This is a genomic window from Micromonospora sp. RV43, from assembly GCF_001029515.1.
GTDB lineage: Bacteria > Actinomycetota > Actinomycetes > Mycobacteriales > Micromonosporaceae > Micromonospora > Micromonospora aurantiaca.
Map to the genome: position 1 here is coordinate 23,237 of NZ_LEKG01000043.1, position 19,815 is coordinate 43,051.

21 protein-coding genes and 1 tRNA gene are annotated in these 19,815 nt (G+C 72.2%); 7 read left to right on the plus strand and 15 right to left on the minus strand.

Annotation, left to right across the window (positions count from 1 at the left end):
• Window positions 1-7: 7 nt before the first annotated feature.
• Both ABD52_RS13345 and ABD52_RS13350 read right to left on the minus strand, forming a co-directional pair.
• A complete protein-coding gene (locus ABD52_RS13345; protein WP_047892014.1) occupies window positions 8-670 on the minus strand; it encodes a DedA family protein in 663 nt (220 codons plus the stop codon).
• Window positions 671-740: 70 nt separating this feature from the next.
• Window positions 741-1,334, minus strand: coding sequence for a DUF1349 domain-containing protein (locus ABD52_RS13350; RefSeq protein ID WP_047892015.1), 594 nt, complete (start codon window positions 1,332-1,334; stop codon window positions 741-743).
• Between the two features lie 53 nt (window positions 1,335-1,387).
• Here ABD52_RS13350 and ABD52_RS13355 point away from each other — a divergent pair, with 53 nt between their 5' ends.
• Together ABD52_RS13355 and fabG are read left to right on the plus strand one after the other, a co-directional pair.
• Window positions 1,388-3,040, plus strand: coding sequence for an alpha-amylase family protein (locus tag ABD52_RS13355; protein WP_047892016.1), 1,653 nt, complete (start codon window positions 1,388-1,390; stop codon window positions 3,038-3,040).
• Between the two features lie 61 nt (window positions 3,041-3,101).
• Window positions 3,102-3,860 (plus strand): 3-oxoacyl-ACP reductase FabG, encoded by a 759-nt coding sequence (gene fabG, locus ABD52_RS13360; RefSeq protein WP_047892017.1) that lies wholly within the window; start codon window positions 3,102-3,104, stop codon window positions 3,858-3,860.
• Window positions 3,861-3,885: 25 nt separating this feature from the next.
• On the opposite strand, the gene ABD52_RS13365 is transcribed toward fabG, so the two are convergent.
• Both ABD52_RS13365 and ABD52_RS13370 read right to left on the minus strand, forming a co-directional pair.
• On the minus strand, window positions 3,886-4,308 hold the full coding sequence (locus ABD52_RS13365) for a hypothetical protein (RefSeq protein WP_047892018.1): 423 nt from the start codon (window positions 4,306-4,308) through the stop codon (window positions 3,886-3,888).
• Window positions 4,301-4,723, minus strand: a complete 423-nt coding sequence (locus tag ABD52_RS13370; protein WP_047892019.1) for a hypothetical protein — start codon at window positions 4,721-4,723, stop codon at window positions 4,301-4,303. Before ABD52_RS13370 ends, ABD52_RS13365 begins: the two co-directional genes overlap by 8 nt.
• 125 nt (window positions 4,724-4,848) lie before the next feature.
• Here ABD52_RS13370 and ABD52_RS13375 point away from each other — a divergent pair, with 125 nt between their 5' ends.
• Window positions 4,849-5,745: a Gfo/Idh/MocA family protein gene (locus ABD52_RS13375; RefSeq protein WP_013288298.1), complete on the plus strand. Its 897-nt coding sequence runs from the start codon at window positions 4,849-4,851 to the stop codon at window positions 5,743-5,745.
• 59 nt (window positions 5,746-5,804) lie between these two features.
• On the opposite strand, the gene ABD52_RS13380 is transcribed toward ABD52_RS13375, so the two are convergent.
• On the minus strand, window positions 5,805-6,002 hold the full coding sequence (locus tag ABD52_RS13380) for a DUF2795 domain-containing protein (RefSeq protein ID WP_013288297.1): 198 nt from the start codon (window positions 6,000-6,002) through the stop codon (window positions 5,805-5,807).
• A 125-nt stretch (window positions 6,003-6,127) separates the two neighbouring features.
• Between ABD52_RS13380 and ABD52_RS13385 the strand changes: the two genes are divergently transcribed.
• Window positions 6,128-7,384, plus strand: coding sequence for an erythromycin esterase family protein (locus tag ABD52_RS13385; protein ID WP_047892020.1), 1,257 nt, complete (start codon window positions 6,128-6,130; stop codon window positions 7,382-7,384).
• Window positions 7,385-7,419: 35 nt separating this feature from the next.
• On the opposite strand, the gene ABD52_RS13390 is transcribed toward ABD52_RS13385, so the two are convergent.
• From ABD52_RS13390 to ABD52_RS13400, 3 genes are all read right to left on the minus strand, one after another.
• Window positions 7,420-9,600: an MMPL family transporter gene (locus ABD52_RS13390; protein WP_047892021.1), complete on the minus strand. Its 2,181-nt coding sequence runs from the start codon at window positions 9,598-9,600 to the stop codon at window positions 7,420-7,422.
• A gap of 27 nt (window positions 9,601-9,627) precedes the next feature.
• On the minus strand, window positions 9,628-10,173 hold the full coding sequence (locus ABD52_RS13395; RefSeq protein WP_013288294.1) for a TetR/AcrR family transcriptional regulator: 546 nt from the start codon (window positions 10,171-10,173) through the stop codon (window positions 9,628-9,630).
• A gap of 91 nt (window positions 10,174-10,264) precedes the next feature.
• A complete protein-coding gene (locus ABD52_RS13400) occupies window positions 10,265-10,666 on the minus strand; it encodes a helix-turn-helix domain-containing protein (protein WP_047892022.1) in 402 nt (133 codons plus the stop codon).
• Between the two features lie 90 nt (window positions 10,667-10,756).
• Between ABD52_RS13400 and ligD the strand changes: the two genes are divergently transcribed.
• The gene (ligD, locus tag ABD52_RS13405) at window positions 10,757-11,716 is read left to right on the plus strand and encodes a non-homologous end-joining DNA ligase (protein ID WP_030271808.1); all 960 of its coding nucleotides are present in this window, start codon (window positions 10,757-10,759) and stop codon (window positions 11,714-11,716) included.
• Window positions 11,717-11,728: 12 nt separating this feature from the next.
• Here ligD and ABD52_RS13410 read toward each other — a convergent pair whose 3' ends face one another.
• Window positions 11,729-12,460 carry a DUF1275 family protein gene (locus ABD52_RS13410; protein ID WP_047892023.1) on the minus strand — a complete coding sequence of 244 codons (732 nt, stop codon included), beginning with the start codon at window positions 12,458-12,460 and terminating at the stop codon, window positions 11,729-11,731.
• Between the two features lie 88 nt (window positions 12,461-12,548).
• Between ABD52_RS13410 and ABD52_RS13415 the strand changes: the two genes are divergently transcribed.
• A complete protein-coding gene (locus ABD52_RS13415; RefSeq protein ID WP_225319765.1) occupies window positions 12,549-12,893 on the plus strand; it encodes a hypothetical protein in 345 nt (114 codons plus the stop codon).
• Between the two features lie 37 nt (window positions 12,894-12,930).
• A complete protein-coding gene (locus tag ABD52_RS13420; RefSeq protein WP_047892024.1) occupies window positions 12,931-14,031 on the plus strand; it encodes a cupin domain-containing protein in 1,101 nt (366 codons plus the stop codon).
• 61 nt (window positions 14,032-14,092) lie between these two features.
• Here ABD52_RS13420 and ABD52_RS13425 read toward each other — a convergent pair whose 3' ends face one another.
• The 6 genes from ABD52_RS13425 to ABD52_RS13450 all read right to left on the minus strand — a co-directional run bounded on the left by ABD52_RS13425 (window position 14,093) and on the right by ABD52_RS13450 (window position 19,487).
• A complete protein-coding gene (locus ABD52_RS13425) occupies window positions 14,093-16,102 on the minus strand; it encodes a helix-turn-helix transcriptional regulator (RefSeq protein WP_047892025.1) in 2,010 nt (669 codons plus the stop codon).
• Window positions 16,103-16,217: 115 nt separating this feature from the next.
• On the minus strand, window positions 16,218-17,189 hold the full coding sequence (locus tag ABD52_RS13430) for an ABC transporter permease subunit (RefSeq protein ID WP_047892026.1): 972 nt from the start codon (window positions 17,187-17,189) through the stop codon (window positions 16,218-16,220).
• A complete protein-coding gene (locus ABD52_RS13435) occupies window positions 17,186-18,085 on the minus strand; it encodes an ABC transporter ATP-binding protein (RefSeq protein WP_047892027.1) in 900 nt (299 codons plus the stop codon). The genes ABD52_RS13430 and ABD52_RS13435 overlap by 4 nt, the downstream gene beginning before the upstream one ends.
• The gene (locus ABD52_RS13440) at window positions 18,082-18,477 is read right to left on the minus strand and encodes a GntR family transcriptional regulator (protein ID WP_047892028.1); all 396 of its coding nucleotides are present in this window, start codon (window positions 18,475-18,477) and stop codon (window positions 18,082-18,084) included. Before ABD52_RS13440 ends, ABD52_RS13435 begins: the two co-directional genes overlap by 4 nt.
• Window positions 18,478-18,643: 166 nt before the next feature.
• A tRNA-Arg gene (locus ABD52_RS13445) sits at window positions 18,644-18,715 on the minus strand.
• A 76-nt stretch (window positions 18,716-18,791) separates the two neighbouring features.
• The gene (locus tag ABD52_RS13450) at window positions 18,792-19,487 is read right to left on the minus strand and encodes a winged helix-turn-helix domain-containing protein (protein WP_026267749.1); all 696 of its coding nucleotides are present in this window, start codon (window positions 19,485-19,487) and stop codon (window positions 18,792-18,794) included.
• Between the last annotated feature and the right edge of the window lie 328 nt (window positions 19,488-19,815).

A 19,815-nucleotide genomic window follows, 5' to 3' on the forward strand; every position in this document is an offset into this window, starting at 1 on the left:
GCGGCGGTCAGCGCCCGGTGGTCACCGACTGCCGGGCGCGCCGCCGGCGCACCTTCTTCACCGCCCAGCTCACGATCATGAAACCGAAGACGGCGAAGATCGCGTAGTTGAACCACTGGCTGTACTTGTCGACGTCCTTCCACCGCGAGCCCAGGGTGAACCCGGCGCCGACGATCAGGGCGTTCCACACCCCGCTGCCGAGCGTGGTGAGCAGGATGAACTCACCGAGCGGCATCCGGTTCGCGCCGGCCGGGATGGAGACCAGGCTGCGGACCACCGGCACCACCCGGCCGATCAGCACCGCCCACCGGCCGTGCCGCTCGAACCAGCGGTCGGCCTTCTCCAGGTCCTGCAGGTCGACCAGCGGGATGTGGTCCAGCCAGCGCTTGAGCCGCTCCTCGCCGAGCGCCGCGCCGAGCCAGTAGAGCACCAGCGCGCCGAGCAGCGAGCCGACCGTCGCGGCGACCACGATGAACACCACGTTGAACCGGCCCTCGGCGGACAGGTAACCGGCCATCGCCAGCACGATCTCGCTCGGGATCGGCGGGATGATGCTCTCCAGCGCCACCAGCAGTGCCACGCCGACCGCGCCGAGCGAGTCGATCACGCTCGCCACCCAGCCGGTCAGCCCGGTGAACTGGTTCGGGTCGACGTCCTGGGCCAGGGCCATGGGGGTCCTTCCACGCGAGAGCCGGAGATCCGAAGGTGTTACCCGGACCGGCGGCTGTCACACCTGTGACTCAGCCCTCCGGGTGCAGCGCGGCGTCCGCCGGACCCCGCCGCCAGCCGGTGAAGCGGACCAGCAGGCCGCCCCGGCTGGGCGAGCAGCAGTACGGTCCGGCCGACGCCTGCGCCGCCGGATCGAGCGGGGCGACACGGACCAGCCGCCACGGCTCGTCCTCGCACCGGGCCCGCACGGTGAGCGCGTCGCCGGCCCGGCTCACCCGGACCGTCACCTCCCGGCCCGACCACTGCGGCACCGGCGCCACCGACCAGTCGGAGAATTCGTCGGTGACCACGGCGCCCACCTGCGGCGAACCGTCGCTCACCTCGACCCCGGCCTTGGTCCACCGCCGCTCGTCCACCCGGACCAGCACGCCGGCCTGGTCGAACCGGGCCGAGTAGTCGAGGACGAACGACACCTCCACGGCGCTGCCCGCGGGGAACGGCGCGAGCAGTGCCGAGCCGTCGTCGTGCACGAAGCCGTAGCTGGTGCGCCGCCAGAAGTCGCTGCCGCCGTGCGGCTCGACCAGCAGGCCGCGACCGTCCGGCTCGGCCCGCTCCGGCGGGTTCAGCCAGGTGCCGGCGGACCAGTCGTACGCCTCCTCGCTCATCGGAGCACCGTACCGGGTTTGCCGTCGCGCGCGTTCGGAGAAGTAGTCCTCGCATGGGTGACAGGTGGTATCAGGAGGCGGTCGTCTACTGCCTCGACGTCGACACGTACGCGGACTCCGACGGCGACGGGGTGGGTGACTTCCAGGGGCTGATCGGCCGGCTGGACTACCTGGCCCGGCTCGGCGTGACCTGCCTGTGGCTGAACCCGATCCACCCCTCGCCGAACGAGGACGACGGGTACGACGCCACCGACTTCTACAACGTCGACCCGCGCCTGGGGACGCTCGGCGACTTCGCCGAACTGCTGCATCAGGCGAGCAACAGGGGCATCCGGGTGATCATCGACCTGGTGGTCAACCACACCTCGGACCAGCACCCGTGGTTCCAGTCGGCCCGGTCCTCGCCCGACTCGCCGTACCGGGACTGGTACGTCTGGGCCGACCACGAGCCGGACGACCGCCACCAGGGCATGGTCTTCCCCGGCGAGCAGCACGAGACGTGGACCTACGACCGGACCGCCAAGGCGTGGTACTACCACCGCTTCTACAAGTTCCAGCCGGATCTGAACATCGAGAACCCGAACGTCCGCGCGGAGATCAAGAAGATCACCTCGTTCTGGCTCCAGCTCGGCGTCTCCGGCTTCCGGATGGACGCGGTGCCGTTCATCATCGAGCGCACCGAGCCGGGCAACCCGAACTCGCCGAAGGACTTCGACTTCCTCACCGACCTGCGCCAGCACGTGCAGTGGCGGCGCGGCGACGCGGTCCTGCTGGCCGAGGCGAACGTCGAGCCGGACGAGCTGCCCGTCTACTTCGGCGACGGCAGCGGCTCGGGCAACCGGATCCACATGCTCTTCGACTTCATGCTCAACGGCCGGCTGATGCTCGCCCTGGCCCGGGAGGACCCGGAGGTGATCATCGAGGCGTTGCGCGACACCCCGAAGCTGCCCACCGGCGGCCAGTGGGCGACGTTCCTGCGCAACCACGACGAGATCGACCTGTCCCGGCTCACCGCCGACCAGCGCAACGACGTGCTGGCGAAGTTCGGGCCGGACGAGAACATGCAGCTCTACGGCCGGGGCATCCGCCGTCGTCTCGCGCCCATGCTCGGCAACGACCGCCGGCACATGGAGCTGGCGTACTCGCTCCAGTTCTCGCTGCGCGGCACGCCGGTGCTGCGCTACGGCGAGGAGATCGGCATGGGGGAGAACCTGTCGCTGGACGGGCGCGACGCGATCCGTACCCCGATGCAGTGGTCGTACGCGGACAACGCCGGGTTCTCCACGGCCGAGCCGGAGAAGCTGGTCCGCCCGGTGATCGACAAGGGCGAGTACGGCTACCAGAAGGTCAACGTCACCGCCCAGCGCAAGGATCCGCGCTCGCTGCTCGGCTGGTTCGAGCGGATGATCCGGACGCTGCGCGAGGCGCCGGAGACCGGCTCGGGCAGCACCACCCACATCGACGTGCCGATGCCGTCGGGCGTGCTCGCGCACCGCGCCGACGGTCGTACCGGGACCATGGTCTTCCTGCACAACCTCGGCACCGAAGACGTCGAGGTCGACCTGAGCACGCTGGCGCCGGAGGCGGACCTGCCGATCGACGTGCTCAGCGACCGCAACTACGAGGACGTGGGCAAGCTCGACCGGCTCAAGCTCGGCGGGTACGGCTACCGGTGGATCCGGCTCTGCCGGGGCCACGAGCGGTAGGGGGCGGCGTACCGGCGGGTTAAGCTCCTTCGATCGAGCCACAAGTTACCGGGAGGTAAGCATGTCGGAGGAGCCCCGCGTCGCCATCGTCACCGGAGCCGCGCGCGGCATCGGCGCGGCGACCGCACGCCGGCTGGCGGCCGACGGCATGGCCGTCGCCGTGGTCGACATCGACGAGTCCGCCACCAAGGAGACGGTGGACGCCATCGGCTCGGCCGGCGGCCGGGCTCTCGGCGTCGGCGCCGACGTGTCCGACCGGACCCAGGTCGAGGCCGCCGTGGAACGGATCGCCGCCGAACTGGGCGCACCGACAGTGCTCGTCAACAACGCCGGTGTGCTGCGCGACAACCTGCTGTTCAAGATGACCGACGGCGACTGGGACACGGTCATGGGCGTGCACCTGCGCGGGGCGTTCCTGTTCAGCCAGGCCGCGCAGAAGCACATGGTCGAGGCGAAGTGGGGCCGGATCGTCAACCTGTCCAGCACCTCCGCGCTCGGCAACCGGGGCCAGGCCAACTACTCGGCCGCCAAGGCCGGCCTCCAGGGCTTCACCAAGACGCTGGCGATCGAGCTGGGCCCGTTCGGGGTGACCGTCAACGCGGTCGCGCCGGGCTTCATCGTCACCGACATGACCGCCGCGACCGCGGCGCGGATGAAGGTCGACTTCGACGATCTCCAGAAGCACGCCGCCGCCGAGATCCCGGTACGCCGTCCCGGCCGCCCGGAGGACGTCGCGCACACCATCTCGTTCCTGGCCAGCGAGGGGGCGTCCTTCGTCTCCGGTCAGGTCATCTACGTCGCCGGCGGTCCGAAGGACTGACCGGCCCGACCCGGCGCGGGCCCGCTCAGGCGGGGTCGCGCCGGGTGCGCCAGAGCCAGAACAGGCCGAGCACCGGCAGCACCAGCGGCACGTAGCCGTAGCCGCTGCCGAAGTCGGACCACACCGTCTCGTCCGGGAACAGCTCCTTGTCGGCGATGCTCAGCACGCCCACGCCGAGCACGCCGACCAGTTCGACTGTGCAGCAGGCGAGCGCGACCCGGCGGCCGGTGTGCCCGGCGCGGGCCAGCCCGACCGCCGCCACGATGTAGATCAGCGCGGCGAGCGCGGAGAGCAGGTACGCCACCGGCGCCTCGTCGAACTTCGTGGCGATCTGCAAGCCGGCCCGCGAGGTCGCGGCGATGGCGAAGACGATGTAGATGGCGATCAGCAGCCGTCCCGGGCCGCGGTTGGTGGCGCGCTGCTCGTGCGCGGTCGTGGTCTCAGCCACCGAGGACCTCCCAGGTCTGCTGGAGCCGTACCGCCACCACGGGCGTGACCAGGCAGATCGCGCAGACGATGCCCGAGCCCCAGCGGGTCGGCTCCATCCGGGCCAGCACCCAGGCCAGCGGCGGCAGGCAGACGAGCGTCGCCAGGTAGCCGAAGAACGCGCCCGGCTCGCCCGGCCGCTCGCCGCCGCCGAGCGCGACGAGCGCCGTCACGGTGAGCGCGAGCAGCGCCACCTCCAGCACGGCCAGGCCGACGAACTGGATCCGGTCCGGCGGCCGGTGGCGTACCGCCGCCACCAGGGCCCAGACGGCGAGCGCCAGCGAGATCACGATCGCGACCGTGGCGAGCGGCCCTTCCACCGGGGAGGCGGAGGCGGCCGCCGCGCTGGTCGTCGACACGGTGTCGTTCACCGGCACAGCCTACTAACCGGTGTAGTAGCGGCTCGCCCGCCGGGTCGGGGCACGCCGGACGGGCCGGGGGACTAGCGTGGATCACGGTCCCGGCGTACGCCGGTGGCGGACGTCGACGGCAGGGGGCCGGGGTGCGGTTCGGGTTGTTCGGCACGGGTTACTGGGCGGCGGAGACGCACGCCGCGGCCATCGAGGCGCACCCGCGGGCCCGGCTCGCCGGCGTCTGGGGGCGCAACCCCGCGAAGGCGGAGGAACTGGCCACCCGGCACGGCGTACCGGCCTTCACCGACGTCGACGCGCTCATCGACGCCTGCGACGCGGTCGCCGTGGCGCTCCCGCCGGACGTGCAGGCCGACATCGCCGTGCGGGCCGCCACCGCCGGGCGGCACCTGCTGCTGGACAAGCCGCTGGCGCTCGACCTCGCCGACGCCGACCGGGTGGTCGACGCGGCGCAGGCGTCCGGGGTGGCCTCGGTGGTCTTCTTCACCCAGCGCTTCCACCCGAACGTCACCGGTTTCCTCGCCTCGACCGCGGCGGCCGGCGGCTGGCAGCACGCCCGCGCCACCATGTTCGCGTCGATCTTCCAGCCCGGGAACCCGTACGGCGACTCGACCTGGCGGCGGGAGCGCGGCGCGCTCTGGGACATCGGCCCGCACGCGTTGTCGCTGATCCTGCCGGTGCTCGGCCGGGTCACCCGGGTCGCCGCGATGGACGGCCCGAGCGGCCTGGTGCACCTGCTGCTCACCCACGACGGCGGCGCGACCAGTTCGCTCTCGCTCACCCTGGACGCGCCGTCCGAGGCGGTCACCCGGGATTTCGTCTTCTTCGGCGAGAACGGCACCGAGACCGTCCCGCCCGGCGACGGCAGCGCGCTCCAGGCGTTCGGCGCCGCGCTCGACCAGTTGCTGGAGGAGGTCGACGCGGGCACCCGCGACCACCGCTGCGACGTGCGGTTCGGCCGCGAGGTGGTGGCGGTGCTGGACGCCGCGCAGACCGCCCGCGCCCAGGGCCGCACCGTCGAGATGTAAGGAAGGGCCCCTTCTTAACGCCTCCGGTAGAGGAGGGGCCCCCGCTTAACACCCACCGGTCAGGCGTCGGCCAGCGTGACCAGCGCCTCGCCCAGCTCGGTGGGGGTGTGGAACTCCTCGGCCGGCAGGGACCGCAGCGCCTGCAGCGCCTCGGTGTCGGCGCCGTTCTCCTGGCCCCAGCGGACCAGGTCCTCCCGCGAGACCGGGTAGTCGAGCCCGGCCAGGAACTCCCGCAACTGCGCACCGGTGACGGTCATGCCGCCCGGCTACCCACTGAGCCCGGCACCATGCCCGCCGGCGGGTACGGCCCGGGTCCGCCGTACGCCCGCCGCCGGACCCAGCGGCGGCGGTTTGTCCCGGCGGGCCCCGGGTAGCCGCTGACATGCTGGTACAGCGGCTCGGCGCGCCGAGCGACTTCGACCCCTTGCTGGACCGCGTGCGGGACGCCCGGGTGGTGATGATCGGCGAGGCGACGCACGGCAGCTACGACTACTACCGGCTGCGGGAGCAGTTGACCCGGCGGCTCATCGCCGAACAGGGGTTCGACTTCGTGGCGGTGGAGGGGGACTGGCCGGACTGCGACCGGGTGCACCGGTCGGTGGTGGGCGCGCCGGACGGGCCGGCCGATCCGCTCGCCGCGCTGGAACGGTTCGAACGCTGGCCCACCTGGATGTGGGCGAACGCCGAGGTGGCCCGCTTCTGCCGCTGGCTGCGGGCGTGGAACCTGGAACGCCCCGAGGGGGAGCGGGCCGGCTTCCACGGGCTGGACGTGTATTCCCTCTGGGAGTCGATGCAGGCCATCTTCGACTACCTCGGTGAGGAGGATCCGGCCTCGCTGGAGGCGGCCCAGGAGGCGTACCGCTGCTTCGAGCCGTACGGCAAACGGGCCGAGGAGTACGGGATGGCCAGCCGGTTCGTCTCCGCCCGGTGCGAGGAGGAGGTGGTCCGGCTGTTGGCGCGTACCCGGGAACAGGCCGCCACGGACGGCCCGGACCGCTTCTCGGCCTGGCAGAACGCGGAGGTGGTGGCCGGCGCGGAGCGGTACTACCGGGCCATGGTCGGCGGCGGCCCCGAGTCGTGGAACGTCCGCGACGTCCACATGGCCGACACGCTCGACCGGCTGCTCGACCGATACGGGCCGGGCTCGCGGGGCATCGTGTGGGCGCACAACACGCACGTCGGCGATGCCCGGGCCACCGACATGGCGGCGGACGGCATGGTCAACATCGGGCAGCTCGGCCGGGAACGGCACGGCCGGGACGCGGTGGCGCTGATCGGCTTCGGCAGCTGGCGCGGCAGCGTGGTGGCCGCGCCGCGCTGGGGCTCACCGGCCGAGACGATGGTGGTCCCACCGGCGCGGGAGGGCTCGGTGGAGCATCGGCTGCACGAGCTGATGCCGGACCGGGCAGTGCTGGTCTTCGGCGGCGACGGCCAGCCGGAATGGGTGACCGGCGAGGCGGACCACCGGGCCATCGGGGTGGTGTACGACCCGAGCTTCGAGTCCTGGGGCAACTACGTGCCGACCCGGCTGGGTGAGCGCTACGACGCGTTCATCTGGTGCGACGAGGCCACAGCGCTGCACCCGCTGCCGACGTGCGTCACGCCCGGTGAGATGGAGACGTATCCGGCGGGCGTGTGACGGGTGGGGCCCCGCGGGGGCCCCACCCGTGCGGATCACACGTTCGCGTGCTGCTTCTCGGCGAGGTGGGCGCGCAGGCCCTCACCCTCGACGTCCACGTTGGGCAGGATCTTGTTCAGCCAGCGCGGCAGCCACCATGCGGCGTTGTTCAGCAGCGACATCACCGCCGGCACGATCGTCATCCGGACCACGAACGCGTCGATGGCGACACCGATCGCGAGCGCGAAGCCCATCGACTTGATGATCGGGTCCTCCAGGAAGACGAAGCCGCCGAACACCGAGATCATGATGAGCGCGGCGGCGGTGACCACCCGGGCGCCGTGCCCCATGCCGTTGATGGTGGCCTGCTGGGCGGTGTCGCCGTGTACGAAGTCCTCGCGCATCCGGGAGACCAGGAAGACCTCGTAGTCCATGGCCAGGCCGAACAGGATGCCGATGAGCAGGATCGGCAGGAAGCTGACCAGCGGGGCGGGGGTGTCCAGGCCGACCAGGTCGGCCAGGTGGCCCTGCTGGAACACCGCCACGGTGATGCCGAACGTGGCCGCCACGGTGAGCAGGAAGCCCAGCGCCGCCTTGACCGGCACCAGGATCGACCGGAACACCAGCATCAGCAGCAGGATCGACAGACCCACCACCAGCAGCAGGTAGACCGGCAGCGCGTCGGAGAGCTTCTCCGACACGTCGATGCCGACAGCGGTGACGCCGGTGAGCAGCACGTCGGCGTTCTGGATGCCCGACACCTGCTTGCGGATGTCGTGCACCACCGTCTCGGTGGCCTCCTCGGTCGGCCCGGTCTTCGGGATCACCCCGATCAGCGCGGTACGCCCCGACGGGTCGACCTGCGGCGGGGCCACGGCCAGCACCCCGTCGGTCTTCTGGACCAGCGCGGTCACCTGCGGGATGGCGGCCTGGGTGGCCTGCGGCGAGTCGGCGGTCACCACGACCGCGAGCCGACCGGTGAAGCCGGGGCCGAAGCCCTCGCGGATCAGATCGCTGCTGACCCGGGCCGGGGTGCCCTCGGCGGCGGCGGAGGCGTCCGGCAGCGCCAGGCGCATGTCCTGGGCCGGGATCGCGAGCAGGCCGAGGCCGAGCAGCCCGACCAGGATCACCGGGATGCGCAGTCTGGTCACCCACCGCGCCCAGCGGAAGCCGAAGCCGGAGCGGTCCTCCGAGCCGGTGGTCGGGTCCTCGACCGCCTTGCGGTCACGCAGCTTGCGCGGCAGCACCTTGTGTCCGGCGAAGCCGAGCAGCGCCGGAGCCAGCGTGATCGCCACCAGCACGGCCACTGTGACGGTGCCGGCGGCGGCCAGGCCCATCACGGTGAGGAACGGGATGCCCACCACGGCAAGGCCGGCGAGCGCCACCACGACCGTCGCGCCGGCGAAGACCACAGCCGAGCCGGCGGTGCCGACCGCACGGCCGACCGCCTCCTCCGGGGGGAGCCCGTCGAGCAGGTTCTGCCGGTGCCGGGAGGTGATGAACAGCGAGTAGTCGATGCCGACCGCGAGGCCGAGCATCAGCGCCAGGATCGGCGCGGTGCTGGTCAGCTCGACCGCGCCGCTGAGCGCGAACAGACCGGCCATGCCGACGCCGACGCCGATGAGCGCGTTCAGCATGGTCATCCCGGCCGCCACGAGCGAGCCGAACGTGATCACCAGAACGATCGCCGCGACCAGCACGCCGATCGCCTCGGTCGAGCCGACCTCCGGCTCACCGTTGAGCACCTCGCCGCCGGGGGCGATCTGCCAGCCCTGCGCCTCGGCCTGCGCGCCGACCTTCTCGTACGCGTCGCGCTGCTCGTCGGTCACCTCGTCCGCGCCGCCGGCGAACTGCACCTGGATCAGCGCGTACCGGCCGTCCGGGGTGAGCGCCTGCGCCTGGTACGGGTCGACCGCGCCGACCACGCCCGGGAGCGTGGCCGCCTCCTGCGTGACCTGCTTGACCACCGCCTGTCCGGCGGGTGAGGTCAGCGCGCCGTCCTGCGGCGCCTTGATCGCGATCGTGCCGGTGGCGCCGCTGGCCGCCGGGAAGCGGTCGGCGAGCAGGTCGATCGCCTTCTGCGACTCGGTGCCCGGCATGGTGAAGTTGCTCGCCGTCGGGCCCCTCAGCGTGGCCGCGGCCAGGCCGAGTCCGACGAGTACGACGAGCCAGACGACGGCGACGAGTCGCCGCCGGCGCAGGGATGCCCGGCCGAGCCGGTACAGCAGGGTCGCCATGGACCTTCCTTGTCCTCGGGGTTCGGATCAGGTGGTGACTTCGAGCGCGCGGTACGCCACGGCGAGCAGCGCGGGTCGCAGCTGGTCGTCGGGGATGTCCAGGAACTCGCCGCAGGTCTCGGCGATGCCGGCGAGCACGACGAGCGCCGCGACGCGTGCCTCCGGACGGTCGGAGAAGCCGGAGAAGGCGGCGATGAGTTGTTCGGAGATCTGCTGGATGTGGGCGAACGCGGGCTGCTGGAGCAGATCGGGGAACTCGCCCCGGAGCAGCGCGATCTCCCGGCGGAAGCGGACCGCCAGGTCGACGAAGCCGTCCGCGGCGACGCGTTGGGCCTCGGCGCCGGTGTGCGCGGCGATGCGGACGTCCAGCTCCTCCAGCATCGTGATGGCCGGGGCCATCAGCTCGCAGAGCAGGGCGTCCTTGCTGGCGAAGTGGTAGAGCACCGTCGCCTTGGAGCAGCCGACATCGCGGGCGATGTCCTGCAGCGAGGTGCCCTTGTACCCGGTGACGGCGAACCGGCGAGCGGCCGCGGCCAGCAGCTCGTCGTGGGTGGCGGTGGTGGGTCGCGCCATGTCCTCCAGCATGCCTGACCGATCGGTCAGGTGCTGACCGATCGGTCAGATCGCGCGCGTGGCGTTCGCCACAACGACCCGTTTTCGCAGGTCAGGCCGGTGGGCGGCCGTGTGTGCGGTCGTACTCGGCCCGGGCCGCGCTGATCGCCTCCCGGTGCCGCTCCGCCCAGCTCGTCAGCGCCACCAGCGACTCGTACAGCTCCCGGGCCATCGGTGTGGCGGTGTACTCCACCTTCGGCGGCACCGTGGGATGCACGTGCCGGTGAAGCAGCCCGTCCCGCTCCAGATTGCGCAACGTCAGCGTGAGCATCCGGCGGCTGATCCCCTCCACCCGGCGCTCCAGCTCGGTGAAGCGGACCGGGCCGGCCGAGGCGGCGATCAGGACGCCGATGGCCCACTTGCCGCCGACCCGGTCCAGCGCCTCCCGCACGGTGCAGGCGCTCGCCTGCCCCGCCGCGTCCGGTCCGCACCGCTCCGACTCCGCCTCACCCACGCCCCCGATCGTCGCAGGTGCCGGCCGGTGCGGCGCGCCGGGCACCGTGTCGGGGTTGCCGAGCCGGGCCCGGCCCGGGATGGTGGTCCGATGGGTGCCGCCGACGAGACCCGGGCCGGAGTGTCGCTGACCAACCTCGACCAGCCGCTGTTCGACGGCGCCGGGGCGACCAAACGCGACCTGGTCGACTACCTCGACGCGATGGCCGACCGGATCCTGCCGGAACTGCGGGACCGGCCGCTGTCGGTGCTGCGGGTGCGGCCCGGCCAGGAGCCGTTCATGCAGAAGAACCTGCCGAAGTACACGCCCGGCTGGGTGCGCCGCACCGAGGTGTGGGCGGAGGCGTCGCACCGGCGGATCTCGTACGCGCTCTGCGACGACCGGCGGACGCTGCTCTGGTTCGCCAACCAGCGGGCGGTGGAGTACCACCCGACGCTGGCCCGCGCCGGTGCGCCCGAGCACCCGTCCCACCTGGTGCTCGACCTGGACCCGCCGGAGGGGGACGCGTTCGGCGCCGTGGTGCGGGTCGCCCTGCTGGTCCGGCAGGCGCTCGCCGACGCCGGGCTCGCCGGCGCGGTGAAGACGAGCGGTGCCAAGGGGCTGCACGTGGTCGTACCGGTGGACCCGGCCACCACGGCGGAGGAGGCCGCCGCCGCGACCCGCGCTCTCGCCGTCCGTACCGAACGGCTCGACCCGGCGGCCGCGACCACCGCGTTCATCGTCGCCGACCGCGGCGGCCGCGTCTTCGTCGACTCCACCCGGGCGTACGGCGCGACTGTGGTGGCCGCCTACAGCCCCCGGATCCGGCCCGGCGCCCCGGTGTCGTACCCGGTGGGCTGGACCGATCTGGAGAGCGCGACCCCGGCCGACTTCACCGTGCGGACCGTGCCGGGCCTGCTGGGGGACCGGGATCCCTGGGCTGAGGCGCTGCCCGCGCCGCAGCGCCTGCCGGCGGACCTGGTCGAGCAGGGGCGGACCATCCCGGTTGCCCGGGTGCAGGCGATGCACGAGGGCAAGCGCCGCGCCAAGGCCCGCCGCGAGGCCGGGTGACGCCGGTCCGCGTCAGCGGCGCCGGGTCGCCGTCGCCGGTGGGCGCTTGCCCCAGGTGAACGCGATGAGCACCACTGCCAGCACCCAGGTGACGATCATCGTCCAGATCGGGCGGGTCTCGGTGGCCGCGCCGACGAACCCGCCGATCGCGTAGCTGACCAGGCAGAGCAGGCCGGTCGCGGCGAGCCGCCCGGCCGCGCTGCGGCCCTCCGGCTCGAACACCCAGTCGGCGATGCCCTTCGTGGTGCGCAGCACTGTGCCGGTCTGGTACGACGTGGCGGTCTGCACGCCGAACGTGCGGACGACGAGCCCGCCGAGGATGCCGACCGGGAACGCCAGCAGCGCGGTCAGGAGCGTGCGCTCGGTCAGCGAGTCGCGCCCCGAGTCGAGGGACCGGTCCACCAGCCCCCAGAGCACGAGCAGCGCCAGCATGGCGAGCAGTTCCATGCCCGGCGGGGTGAGCGGTCCGGCCGGGCGCACGCGGCGGATCCCGGCGCCGAGCAGGCCGCCCAGGCCGAACGCGACAAGTGACGCCAGCGCGGACGGCCACGCCGGCAGGTGATCGGCGGCACCCATTCCGACGAACGCCACGTTGCCGGTCTGAATACCCACGAACACCTTGTACTTGAGGAACGAGAAGGCGTCTACCACACCGGCGAGGCCGGTGGAGAGCGCAAGTGCCAGAAACGGTATGTGGAAGTCGTATTCCCCCACCCGCCAGCGATCCTCCGCGTTATTGGACATTGCCCTCCCTACCCCTCGTTCCGCCCGTGAAACCGCTGCGGCGCGCGATGCGCAGAAGTGTCGGGGAAAGTGTTTCCTGTCGTTTCCGGTGAATGGCGCGATCGCGTTATTCACCAATGGCATCCGGTTCGGCAGCATCGCAATTGCGTCTCGACGGCGAGACTCGAAGCCGAAGGAGGCCGAGCGCATGTTCGTGCTCCCCGTCGCCAGAATCCGCGTCACGTTCTATTCGATCGCGGCGCTGGCCGTCGCCGGAGTCGCCACGGATGCTCCGGTCTGGAGCATCGCGGCGTCGCTGTTCCTCTGTGTCGCGATTCCGCTCGCGGTGGCCTTTCAGAGCCCGGAACACCTGCGGGCGTTGTTCGTCCCGTCCCGGGCCGCCGAATCGGCGGTCCACACCCGGAAGGAAATCCGTCATGCCCCGATCCAATGACCGTGCCGGAATGGGATCATCGCCCAAGGACCACCAGATGGTCGGCACGGTCCCGCGGAATCCGGCGATCGACCAGTCACACCCCGACCTGGTGCATCCGCCGTCGACAGACAACGGGCTCATGCCGAACCTGGTGTTCCCGTTCTCGCTGGCGCACACCCGGCAGGAGAGCGGCGGCTGGACCCGGGAGGTCACCAACCGGCTCCTGCCGATCGCCCACGACCTGGCGATCGTGAACATGAAGCTCAACCCCGGGGCGTACCGGGAACTGCACTGGCACATCCAGTCCGAGTGGGCCTTCGTCCTCACCGGCAGCTGCCGGATCGCCGCCGTGGACCAGGAGGGCCGCAACTTCCTGGAGGACGTCAAGGCCGGCGACCTCTGGTACTTCCCGGCCGGCATCCCGCACCACATCCAGGCGCACGACGAGGGCGTGGAGTTCCTGCTCGTCTTCGACGACGGCTGCTACTCCGAGGACGCCACGTTCCAGCTCACGGACTTCTTCTCGCACGTGCCGAAGGAGGTCATCGCCAAGAACTTCGGCTGGACGATGCAGCAGATGGCCAACTTCCCGCCCGAGTCCGAGCGGTACATCTTCCCGGGGCAGAGCCCGCCGCCGCTGGCCGAGGACCGGGTCTTCAGCCCCACCGGCGACGTGCCCCGGACGTTCAAGCACAGCCTGCTCGCCCAGACACCGGAGAAGTTCGAGGGCGGCAGCGTACGCATCGCCGACTCGAGCAACTTCGCCGCGGCGATCACCACCACCGTCGCCATGGTGGAGATCGAACCCGGAGCGATGCGGGAACTGCACTGGCACCCGAACGGCGCGGAGATGCAGTACGTGATCTCGGGCAAGGGACGCATGGGCGTCTTCGCCAACCACGGCACCGCGCGCACCTTCAACATGGAGACCGGCGACGTCGGCTACGTGCCGATCTCGATGGGCCACTACATCGAGAACATCGGTGACAAGCCCTTCATCTACCTGGAGCTGTTCCGGACCGCGAAGTTCGAGGACGTGTCGCTCGCCCAGTGGCTGGCCAACGTCCCGCCGGAGGTGGTCGCGGACACGATCAACGTGCCACGCGAGCTGATCGAGGCCCTTCCGAAGACGAAGAGCCCGCTGCAACGGCACTGAGAACGCGATGCTGAGCGCGGACGCCGCGGCCCTGTGGTGTCCGCGCTCCGCGCCGCATTCCTCAACCTTCGTCCCGCGACTCCCAGACCAGCGCCAGCTCCACCCGGTTGTGGACGCCGAGCTTCGCGTAGATCGAACGCAGGTGGGTGTCGACGGTGTGGAACGAGACGAACAGGTCCAGGGCCGCCTCCTGCTTCGTCATGCCGACCGCGAGCAGTTCGGCCACCCGCACCTCGGCGGGGGTCAGCGCGGCCACGGCCGGGCGGCAGGCGTCGTCTCCCGTCGTGCCGTCGGGCTCCGGCGTCCCGTCCCCGGCGACGCCGGCACCCATCCGGGTGTACATCGCGGCGCACTCGGCGAGCAGGCCGGGCGCCTCCGCCGGCGGCAGCCCGGGCGACCGCGCCAGGTCGTGCAGCGCGTCGGCCAGGGCCGGCCGGGCGGAGGTGGTGCGGAGCAGCCGTACCGCCGCGCGCAGCGCCGCCGGATCATCGGTCAGCAGCCCGTCGACCTGGTGCGCCACCCCGCGCCAGAGCGCGTTGTTCGCCATCCCGGCGGCCCGCTTCAGGTGGTCGGCGAGGATCTCGGCCCGCTGCCGGTCACCCAGCGCCAGCGCCGCGCGGACCAGCCGCGGGCCGTGGTGCGGCACCAGCAGCAGGGGAGCCATCGAGCGGTCCGGCATGGCGAAGGCGGCCCCCAGGAGCGCGGCGTGCCGGCCCGGTTCCGGGTCGCCCGCGGCGGCGCAGCCCAGACGGAACCACTGCATGTCGTCGGGCCAGCCCACCGTGGGGCGTTCGTCCGCCAGCAGCTTCCGGGCCGCGGCCACCTCACCCCGGCGCAGCAGCACCTCCACGACCGTGGCGAGCAGGTCCACCCGGGCCTGCGCCGGCAGGGCGACACCGCGTTCGGCCAACGCGAGGCGGGCCCGCGCCTCGGCCTCGGCCAGCTCGCCGGTGCTCAGCCGCAGGACGCAGTCCAGCGCGGTCACCAGCGGCTGCGCCACCGCGCCCAGCGTGTCGATCTCCCCGGCGACGCCGTCGAGCGCGGACGCCGCGTCGACGTACCGGCCGAGCGCGATCTGGTTCGCCACCCGGTCGACGCGCAGGAAGATCGCCTGGGTACGGGCAGCCGGCTCGCCCGCGTCCACCTCCCGCAGGATCCGCGCGGCGCGGGGCAGGTCGCCGGTGGCGGTGGCCCGGGACGCGTTCGTCAGGGCCAGCCGGATGCCGCCGCCGGGGGAGGGGCTGCGCTCGTGCGCCCGCTCCGCCGCCGCCACCAGCTCGGCGGCGTCGGGATGCCCGAACCGGGCCGCCAGCGACGCCAGCATGGTGAGCGTCCAGCTCCGCCCGGCGGCGTCGAGCTCCTGGTTCAGCGCCCGCCCGAGGTACGTCAGGGACAGCGAGGGGCGCTGTGTCGCGTAGTAGGCCCCGAGCCGCCCGTGCAGCATCGCCCGCTGCCGTGGCCCGTACCTGTCGGCGGCGACCTCCCGGTGCAGCATGCGCAGCGTCTCGTCCACCCGGCCGGCCAGGTAGAGGTTGTCGGCGACGTCGACCAGCCAGGCCAGGCGCTCGTCGGCCGGGCCCGGTGCCGGGGCGGCCAGCAGCAGGTCCGCGGCGAGGCTGGGTCCGACCGCCGGGTCGGCCGCCAGCCGCGTGGCGAGCGCCCGGGCGGACCGGCTCACCGCCGGCAGGACCCGCAGGAGCTGCCGGGCGGCCTGGGCCGGGCGTCCGGCGTCGGCGAGCACCTCGGCGGCCGCCTCGCGCAGCGCCTGGCGCACCGAGGCCGGCGTGTCCCGCAGGACGTCGTCGCGCAGCGCGATCGAGGCCAGTCGCAGCCCGGCCGCGGTGTCGACGAGGAACCCGCGCGCGATCAGCTCCTCCACAGTCGCGTCGACCGGCTCGTCCGGCGTGGTGCCGGTGCGAACGGCCACCGCTTCGAGGAACCACAGGCCGCAGGGCGCGTCCGCGACGGCGACACCGCGCAGGACCCACCGCTGCGCGGTGGTGAGCGACGAGGGTACGCCGGTGTGCATCTTGGGACGGTTGGTCAACGGCGTCTCGGGCAACTGGCTCACCTTCGCAGGTGCTGGGTTTCGACCCGTTCACCGCGAGGTTAGCCAGCTCACGACCTGCTCATCCCCGAATCGGGGGACAAAGGTGAGGGCGGCTCCGGATCTCCGGTGCGGGCCGCTAGATGAGGCGGCGCCGGACCCGCCACACCACCACACCGACCAGGATCGCCGCGACGGTGACGAACACTGCCGCCTCGATGAGCTGGAACGTCCAGAACCGGTCCGCCGGGTGGTAGACCCCGAACTGCTGGACGCCGCGCGCGTGCAGGAACTGGTTGAGGTTGGTGCCGGCCCGGTCGGCGGCGTCCGTCAGCTCGGCGTACTCGGCCCCGCTCAGCCTGCGCCCGGTGGCGTCGGCGTAGCCGCGCTCGATCACCCAGTCGGCGACGCCCGGCAGGTGCCCCGCCCGGTCCGTCGAACCGCCGGCGGGGACCGGCTCCATGGTGGTGAGCGGCGTGGCGTACGCGGGACGGGCCAACAGCCCCACCGACATCCGGGCGGCGAGGAACGCCCCGAACGCGACGCCGAACGCGGGCAGGCTGCGCCGCAGGATCGCCCCCGCGGCGGTGGCGACGCCGAACGCGAACAGCGCGTACGCCACCGGAACGAATCCCTCCAGGTCGAATGCGTCGTACTGGAACCGCCCCTCCCACGCGTCGAACGGCTGACGGAACCAGGTGAGCACCGCTGTGAACACCCCGGTGAGCGCGACGGTGACGCCGGCCAGTGCCGCGAGCTTTGCCGCCAGCCAGCGCATCCGCGGCACGGCCTGCGTCCAGGCGAGCTGCCAGGTGCCGTCCTCCAGTTCGCGCGCCAGCAGCGGTGCGCCGAGGAACGCGCCGATGACGACGGGGACCAGGTAGAAGGCCGCCAGGAGGTTCTCGACGTACCCGTACTCCTCGTCGAGCCGGCGGAAGGAGGCCGTGCAGGCCGTGTCGACGCCGGCCTGGCCCGCGCACCGGGCGGGACCGCCGGGGAACAGGTCGTGGGCCTGCGTCCCGAGAACGAGCAGGGCGACGCCGAACACGCCGACGAGCAGACCCAGGACGCAGACCTCGGTCCGGTGCTGGCGCCAGATCAACCACGTCACGCCGGCACCCCCGAGGTGACCGCGGCGCCCGGCTCGGACGGCCGGCGCAGGTACGCCAGCACCAGATCCTCCAGCGCGACCGGCTGGGCCTGCCACCCGGGCGCGGCCGGGAGCCCGCCGTCACGTACCAGCAGGGTCGTGTGCCTGTCGCTGTGGACGGCCTCCACGACGGTGCCGGCCCGGTCGAGGTCGTCGGCCGTGCGCGGGCCGACGAGCAGCCGGTGCTCGGCGAGGAGGGTGTCGATGTCACCGGTGAGCGTGACCCGGCCCTGGTTGAGCACGACCAGGTGGTCGCAGACGCGCTCCAGCTCGTGCACGACGTGGGAGGAGAACAGGACGGTCACCCCGCCCTCGGCCACCGCGCCCATGAGGACCTGGAGGAACTCGTGCCGGGCCAGCGGGTCGAGGCTGGCCACCGGCTCGTCGAGGACGAGCAGGTCCGGCCGCTTCGCCAGCGCCAGGGCCAACGCGACCTGGGCCTGCTGCCCGCCGGAGAGCGTGCCGGCCCTGCGGTCGAGCGGGATGCCCAGCTTCGCCAGCCGGCGCTCGGCCAACCCCTGGTCGAAGCGGAGGTTGCAGGCCCGGCCGAAGCGGAGCATCTCGGCGACTGTGAAGCGCTTGTACAGCGGGTGGTCCTGGGCCAGGAACCCGATCCGGGACAGGGTCTGCGGGGTGCTCGCAGTGACGTCCCGGCCGAGGACCTCCACCGTGCCGGTGCTCGGTGCCAGCAACCCGACGACCAGGCGCAGCAGCGTGGTCTTGCCCGCGCCGTTCGGCCCGACCAGGGCGATCACGCCGCCCGCCGGCAGCGCCAGGGTGCAGTCACGCAGCGCCCAGCCCTTCCGGTACCGCTTGCCCGCACCGTCGGTGCGCAGCGCGAACCCGTTCGCTGTCACGCCACGTCCTCGTTCCTCGTCTGCTGGCGGACGGAGGTGAAGAGCGCGTCGACCGCCTGTTCGTCGAGGCCGGCCGCGTAGGCGCGGCGCAACCAGGTCTCCAGGCCGCGGCGCAGCGACGTGTACGTCGACGCCGACATGACGGCCGACTGCTGTGCGTTGACGAACGTGCCCTGGCCGGGCCGGCCGGTGACCAGGTTCTCCTGCTCCATCTGCCGGTACGCCTTGGCGACGGTGTTCGGGTTGATCGCCAGGTCCTCGACCACCTCGCGGATGAGCGGGAGGCGGTCACCGGGCTGGAGGAAGCCCAGCAGCACCGCCTGCCGGACCTGCTGGACGAGTTGCAGGTACGGCGGCACGCCGGAGTGGGTGTCGAGCCGGAAGACGAACACGGTGCTCCTCACTGCTTTACTAGTAACGTAGTAAAGCAGTGGATCGGTGGTCAAGGGAGCCAGCGCGCCCGGCCTGCCGAGGGATCGCCCGGAAATGGAACGAGCCCGGCAGCCAGGGCGGCTGTCGGGCTCGTGAAGGTCTCTTGGTGCGATTTCTTAGCAAGTGTGCCCCCGGCAGGATTCGAACCTGCGCTCCCGCCTCCGGAGGGCGGTGCTCTATCCCCTGAGCTACGGGGGCTCAGCGACCCGAGAAGAGTAGCAAACCCCCTCCCGGATCACCGAATCGGTACCCCCGCGAGTCGATCTTCGTCGGATCAGGCGGCGGCGACGGCGCGACCGCAGCTCGGCAGCGGGTGCAGCACGACCCGGCGGGGCAGCCGGCGGGGCCACTCGTTGCGCGGCCACGAGCCGTCCACGATCAGGTGCACGGTGCGCTCCTCGGCGCCGCTGAGCCGCAGCACGAAGTCCCGGGGCAGCGGCGGGTCCACCGACGGCGTGGTCACCATGAACCGCACCCGTCCCCGCGAGGACACCGCCGAGACCACGTCGGCGGCGGGCATGGTGCCGCGCAGACGTACCCGGCCGATCCAGTAGACCTCCGCGGCGTGCTCCTGGGCCGCCCGCGTGATCGCCGGGTACTCGCTGCGCACCCAGCGCTCGACCGCGCCGACGCACAGGCCGCAGGCCCGCTCGCGCGGCTCGCGCGGCCCGAGACCCCAGGCCCGGAGGTACGCCCCGACGGTGCCGGCGTCCATCGCCAGCCCGAACCGCCGCTCGATGAGAGCGGTCAGGCTCTGCCGTGTCCACAGCTCCTCGTCGAGGCCGAACTCGTCGGGGTGGACGCCCCGGAGCACGTCGATGAGTTCGAGTTCCTGTTCGCGGCTGAGCGTTCCCGGCTCGCCCTGCCGCAGTCCGCGACGGACGGCTGCCACCGCTCCGTCACCGCCGATGGTGTGGCGTCGGCACCAGCTGGTCACCGACCGCCCTGCGTCTCTGAGTGCAACCCCCACGTCTTGGGCAACGAGCCCGAATCGCAACTGGTCACGATATGTGGGTAGAAAACTCTCCAACCCCCTCAATGACCCGTTAACCCCAAACCGTTACAAACACCCATACAGAACATTCCGGGCAGCCCTGAGGCTCCCGAGTTCGGGATCTTGGTACGAAACGGCCCTCCTGAGGGCCCCTCCGTACCAAGATCTCCTGGCGCGACCACGCCGTCGCCCTCGCCACGCGATCTTGCGCTTGCGGCCCTCCGATAACGGGGTGAATCCGGCATCACCGGGGCAGCAACTGCAAGATCGCCGGCGCGGCGCGGCGCGGCGCGGCGCGGGGCGG